General features: G+C 42.3%; 6 protein-coding genes. 2 read left to right on the top strand and 4 right to left on the bottom strand.

Going from position 1 to position 6123, the window contains the following annotated elements; genetic code table 11:
• The 4 genes from K8S13_RS13020 to K8S13_RS13005 all read right to left on the bottom strand — a co-directional run.
• Positions 1 to 333, bottom strand: a 333-nt coding sequence (locus tag K8S13_RS13020) for a B12-binding domain-containing protein (RefSeq protein ID WP_291463078.1), incomplete at its 3' end; no start/stop codon positions are given.
• 51 nt (positions 334 to 384) lie between these two features.
• Positions 385 to 1431 (bottom strand): uroporphyrinogen decarboxylase family protein, encoded by a 1047-nt coding sequence (locus K8S13_RS13015; protein ID WP_291463077.1) that lies wholly within the window; start codon positions 1429 to 1431, stop codon positions 385 to 387.
• Between the two features lie 39 nt (positions 1432 to 1470).
• The gene (dapF, locus tag K8S13_RS13010) at positions 1471 to 2334 is read right to left on the bottom strand and encodes a diaminopimelate epimerase (RefSeq protein WP_291463075.1); all 864 of its coding nucleotides are present in this window, start codon (positions 2332 to 2334) and stop codon (positions 1471 to 1473) included.
• 117 nt (positions 2335 to 2451) lie between these two features.
• Positions 2452 to 3150, bottom strand: a complete 699-nt coding sequence (locus K8S13_RS13005; protein WP_291463073.1) for a GntR family transcriptional regulator — start codon at positions 3148 to 3150, stop codon at positions 2452 to 2454.
• A 309-nt stretch (positions 3151 to 3459) separates the two neighbouring features.
• Here K8S13_RS13005 and K8S13_RS13000 point away from each other — a divergent pair, with 309 nt between their 5' ends.
• Positions 3460 to 5166 (top strand): ABC transporter substrate-binding protein, encoded by a 1707-nt coding sequence (locus tag K8S13_RS13000; RefSeq protein WP_291463072.1) that lies wholly within the window; start codon positions 3460 to 3462, stop codon positions 5164 to 5166.
• Between the two features lie 80 nt (positions 5167 to 5246).
• On the top strand, positions 5247 to 6123 hold an 877-nt coding region (locus K8S13_RS12995; RefSeq protein ID WP_291463070.1), incomplete at its 3' end, for an ABC transporter permease.

The raw sequence follows: 6123 nt of genomic DNA, 5'->3' as shown, positions 1-6123 counted from the left end.
CACCATCATGGTTACAAGATTCTTGCCAATATCATGCAGGTCACCTTTTACCGTACCAATAATAATTGTACCCTTTCCCATTAAAGCATCTCCTGCCAGATGGGGCTTTAAAATTTCCAACCCTGCCTGCATGGCTTTTGCCGCCTGAAGCATTTCAGGGACAAACACTTCCCCGCTGGAAAATTTTTCACCCACCACGTCCATGGCTTTAATAAGGCCCTTGTTTAAAATTTCATCAATGGGAATTCCACTGTTTATGGCACTTTTTACATTTTCAACAACGACATCTTTATCAAATGTAACCACTGAATTTAAAATATCTATTATTGCCATTTTACTTGCTCCTTGATTTATCCCTGTTTGAATTTCAGGATCATGTTATTTCTAATTCCATTGAAAATTGATTACTTTTCTGTCCATTGCCAGATAGTTTTCCTTTGGAGTGAAAGGAGATGATGTTCCTGCCGTGGAAAAAATATATCCGCTCATCCCTTTTGCTTTGTTAAGGTGTGCGAGGGTTTCTTTTGCCACCTCTTCGGGTTTGCCGATCAGCAGGGGTCCATTGGGATTGATATTGTCAAAAATACAGATGCGGTCCTTGACTTTTTCTTTTAATTCCCGGATATCCAGAACTTTTTCCTGGGTAAGGTTACCCGGCATGATGCCGTGAATATCCATTTCCAGAAGCATATCTACAATACCTGTCTTTACGATATCTCCGCACATATGGGGAAGCACCTTTGCCCCGAAACCCGACAATTCATTGCACACCTTTGTTGTGGGTTCATGGACAAACTCTTTATAATGTTTTGGAGACAAAAGAATGGGACATTCCATGTCAGCCCCATAGAAAATATAATCCACCCCGGCATCAATCAAGGCTTTACCCATGATGATATCCAAAGGGACAATGGCTTCCTGAAGGGCATGCACAAGCTCAGGGTTGTCATACATGTCCATCATGATTTCGTTTGTTCCTCTCAATCTTGTTGCAATGGTAAAAGGAGAAATATATTCACAGGCAATGGGCACTTCATCCTTTAACTCTTTTTTAAGGAGCCTGACCCCTTCAAGGAAACTTTCCATTCGTTTAGTGAACATATTCTTCTTTGCCATACGCTCTACATCCTCCATTGAAAAAACACTGGTTTTCTCAATAATAGGGAACACATCCTCAGGATAACGGACCTTACAGTCAAAAGCTTCCGGGATAATTCCACCTATATAGCCCATTCCCAGTATCACCCAGTCAAATTTAAACTCTTCCAGGCTTTTCATATGGGCTTTAAGTATCTCCGGGCCTTCAAGAAGGGAAGCCTTAAAAGTAGAACCAAAATACCGGCATACCGGTGCTTCAGTAAACGGCGCATTAGGAACCTTGTCCACAGGCTTTAAATTAATTGCAGCTTCCATTCTTTCTTTTGCATTCATTTATGATAACTCCTTAAATTTGATATTTTAATATTACAATTATGAAAGATACCCCACATAACAAACCTCTATCGGCCCCGTCATGACAGCAAGATTATTACTTTTAAGTTCAATCACCACAGATCCTGCCGGCATGATCACTGTCATGCGCTTTTTATCGGTCAGACCTCTTCTATGGGCTGCTGCAACGGCAACACAGGCTCCGGTGCCACAAGCAGTTGTCATGTTGCCGGGTCGCTCCCACACCGAAAGTTTTAGTGTTTGTGAATTGATAAGCTGGGCAACACCAATATTTGCCTCCTGGGGAAATAGCGGATGGGTTTGAAGTGTTTTCCCATATTTTGGCAAATCAATGGTATCCACATCTTCCACAAAAAATACCGCATGAGGGTTGCCGATATTCATCCCCACAGGATCATTTAAAGGACCTGTCCCGATATTCAGATGCAGGGTGTCCATTTCTTGTGATAAAGGAATATCCTGCCAAAGGGTCTTGATTCTTCCCATTTCCACACTCACCTGTTTTTCACCGGCAAGGACGCAGGTCAGCATCCCGCCAAGGGTCTCTATTTGGATTTTTTTTTGATTGCATTCCTTTAACAGCAGCCACCCGATACATCGAGTGGCGTTGCCACAAGCCTCAACCTCCCGTCCGTCCGGATTAATAATTCGAACAAAGGCATATGTGCCATGGCTTCTAGCCGGTTCCACAATCAACAATTCATCGGCACCGATACCCTCGTGGCGGTCGCATATGTGAATAATTTCTTTTGCAGAGGGGCTGTAGGGTTCCTTGCGGCCATCAACAATGACAAAATCATTACGCAGTCCATGCATTTTTACAAAGGGCCTGCCTGATGGTATAAAACCGGTTTTAGAATTTGAGAACCAAGGGATTTGCATATTGATAATTTCCTGCTTTAAGGAGTTAAAAAAACTGCCTGAAAAATCAAATACAAAATGTAATTCACTTTGTCAAGAAATTATATAGGTATTGCTGATTTGATATTACACCGAAAATTAAAAAATAATATCGTCCGCTTCTGAAAGCCTCTCTTGAATACCATCCAAAGCATTTTTATGAATGTCTTTTATATGTTTTTCAAGAACCTTTGCTGCTGTTTCAATATCTTTGGATTTAATCGCATTAAATATGGCAGTATGGGCATCGGTTGAATCTTCTGAAGGACGTGAGAATATAAGCTCCTGACCAAACCTGAGATACAGAAAATCAAATAAATACTTTAGAATTAAAATGGATAAATTTTGACCTGATAGTTCTGCTATGGACATGTGAAATTGAATATCTTTCACTAGTTTTAATTTTAAAGATCCTTTTTGACAGGCCTCAATATATTCATCCAAAGCAATTCTAATCTTTTTTTCACCTTGTTCGTCAAGGTTTAAAATGGTCTGGGCCAGCATTTTAGGTTCGATGATGCTCCTAAGCTTATAAGCTTCGTCAATCTCCTGGGGAGTCACCTTATCAACAAAAAATCCCTTATTTTGTTCATGGCGTACCAGGCCCATGAATTCCATATGTTTCAGGGCCTGGACAACGGGTGTCAAACTCATGTTTAATCCTTCTGCCATTCTTCTGTACGGAATTTTTTGTCCGGGCTTGAGTTCATTTGAAAAAATCATCTTTCTGATATCGTTATATGCTTCTCTTGTAAGGTCTTTGCCCTTGGAATTTTTGATTTTCTTTTTTGAGATCAATCCAAACTCCTTTTTGTATTCAATTCATAATTCAATTTATAAAACTATATTTTATTTCGAATGTTAGCAATTAAGATTAAAAATGTCCAATACTATCCTGACACTATATCACCTGATTCATATGAACTCGCTTAAAAAGAATAAAAATTCTGTATCTGGTTTTGTATTACAAAATGAATATAATTTATTTTACTTTTTTATTCCTTGACTTTATCCTGAAATCTCTAATAAACTTGCAATATTTCGTAATTTTTTGAATATTAATAAACGGTTTCATTTTAATAATTTTTTTTGGGGAGGAATACAATTATGGCCGAAAAAAAAGATAAACTATCGACTAAAAAAGTGCATCCCGGTGTTGAAGAAATGAAAAAAAGCCTCACGGAAGGTAAATGTTCCCGCCGTGAATTTTTACGCACAACAACCTTATTAGGTATATCCGTAACCACTGCCTATGGCCTTGCAAGTGCAATTCTGGGTAAAGATATTTTACCTGACCTGATTTCAACCGCCCATGCCGGCCAGAAAAAAGGCGGCGTCTTGAAATGGGGTATGCAGGTAATGGAAATGGCTGACCCGGCCACATATTCCTGGACCGAGAAGTCTATTGTTGCCCGGAATATTGTCGAATATCTGGTGGAAACCGGCCCGGATAATATCACTAGACCTAATCTGGCAGAGAGCTGGGAAGTATCTGATGATCTGAAAACCTGGATCTTCCACCTTCGCAAAGGAGTCAAATGGTCCAATGGTGATGACTTTATTGCGGATGATGTGGTGTTTAACTTTACCCGGTGGCTGGATCCTAAAACCGGATCATCCAACCTGGGATTGTTCAACGCCATGCTTGAAGAGACGGGCGAGAAAGATAAAAAAGGCAATCCCATCAAGCGCATGATCAAAAATGCCGTGGAAAAAGTAGATGATCATACGGTAAGACTTAACCTGAAGTCAGCGGTTCTGTCAATTCCTGAAAATCTTTACAACTATCCCACCGCTATTGTTCACCGCAATTTTGAAAAAGAGGGTGGAGATCTTTCTAAAAATCCGGTGGGTACCGGACCCTACGCTCTTTCTAAATTCAAAGTCGGCGAGATAGCTGTATTGAAAAAGCGCAAAGCCCCCTATTGGGGTGACGAAGCTTTTCTTGATGAAATCCGTTTCATTGACCTGGGCCAGGATGCCGGAGCTTACCTGGCTGCCATCGCATCAAAACAGGTGGATGGAATTTATATGCTTGATCTGACAACATTGGAAGCAGCCAAGAATATTCCGGGAATTAAGGTCGTCTCAATTCCCTCCACGCAAACCGGCGTTATCCGTATGAAGGTAACGGAAAAACCCTTTGACGACATCCGCGTGCGCAAGGCGGTTCAAAAATGCTGTGATGTAGAAAGACAGCTTAAAATCGCCCACCAGGGCCTGGGGGTTGTTGCAGAACACCATCATGTTGCAACCATCCATCCCGAGTATTTTAAACTTCCTCCTGTTAAACAGGACATTGCCGGTGCGAAAAAACTGCTGAAAGAAGCAGGATATCCCGATGGCATTGAATTAACCTGCAACGTGGGAAATACTGATGGTGTCTGGGAGCAAAATTCCGTTGCCGTACTCAAAGAAGATGCTGCCAAAGCCGGGATCAACATTAAAATGAATGTGATGCCGTCTGCACAATACTGGGATGTCTGGACAAAGGCGCCTTTAAGTCTCACCTCCTGGACCCACCGTCCTCTGGCTGTTATGGTCCTGGGACTGGCCTATCGCGCCGGGGTACCCTGGAATGAATCCAGCTATAATAATCCCAAGTTTGATGCCGCCCTGGATGAAGCGGAAGCAACATTCAATGTTGAAGACCGCCGGGTCAAGATGGAGAAGGTTGAAAAAATCCTGCAGGATGACGCTGTCCTGGTACAACCTTTCTTCCGATCTGTTTTCACCGCAATATCAGAAAATGTGGTTGGCTTTGAAATGCATCCGACCCGATACTATCTTTTTCGCAAGGTTTCACTGGCTTAATTGACAGTAGAATGTCTGGTAAGGGGGGATCTTCCCCTCTTGCCAGAGATAAAAGTCACGTTTATATTTAAGGAGTCAGAATGGTTTTGCTGCTGTTAAAGCGAATCGGTTTCATGATTTTTACCATGATTGTCGTATCGATAATCCTTTTCATACTTCTGGAAACAGGTCTTACCGGTGATCCTGCCACCCGTGTTCTGGGTAATTTTTCCAGTGAATCACAAAGGGAGATGTGGCGGGATCAGCATGGGTATAACCAGCCGGTTATCGTGCGTTACGCAAAATGGCTGGGTAATTTTGCCACTGGCAACCTTGGAACATCCATCCGCTACAAAGGCCCGGTAAAAGATGTACTCTTACCGCGGTTATGGAATACAGCCATCCTGGGCTTCTGGACCTTTGCCATCATGATCCCTTTATCCTTAACCCTGGGTGTGTTATCCGGAATGAAGGAGGGTTCCATTCTGGATCGAACCATATCTGTTTTTGGCATTTTAACCACATCAGTACCGGAATTTGCCAGTGCTGTATTTTTTTCCGCCCTCTTTGTATTTGGTTTAAAGTGGCTGCCGGGAACAAGCTCCATGGCAGGAGGGTTTGAGTTCAAACAACTGATCCTTCCCGCCATGGTATTGGTGGTGTATGATTTTGGCTATGTTGCCCGTATGACCCGGGCATCCATGGCTGAAGTGATGACATCCCAGTACATAAGATCAGCAGTATTAAAGGGTCTCCCCTACAGGCAGGTGATTATCAGGCATGCGTTGCGTAATGCCTTAATCGCTCCTTTCACTGTCATTATGCTGCAAATCAACTGGCTGTTGTCCGGTGTTATTGTTGTTGAATTTTTCTTTGCTTATAAAGGGTTTGGCGCATTGCTCCTGGAAGCTTCCCTGAATAATGATATTGCGCTCTTAGAAGCCTGTGCAATGGTGGCGGTGGTTGTGGCGGTGAGTT

This window comes from Desulfobacula sp. (assembly GCF_021107415.1).
The sequence above is the reverse complement of the archived record's forward strand: the minus strand, read 5'-3'. Positions and strand labels throughout refer to the sequence as shown.

Excerpts from the sequence above, each read along its gene's own strand:
- K8S13_RS13015 (WP_291463077.1), bottom strand. The coding sequence starts at position 1,431 with ATGAATGCAAAAGAAAGAATGGAAGCTGCAATTAATTTAAAGCCTGTG.
- dapF (WP_291463075.1), bottom strand. The coding sequence starts at position 2,334 with ATGCAAATCCCTTGGTTCTCAAATTCTAAAACCGGTTTTATACCATCA.
- K8S13_RS13000 (WP_291463072.1), top strand. The coding sequence starts at position 3,460 with ATGGCCGAAAAAAAAGATAAACTATCGACTAAAAAAGTGCATCCCGGT.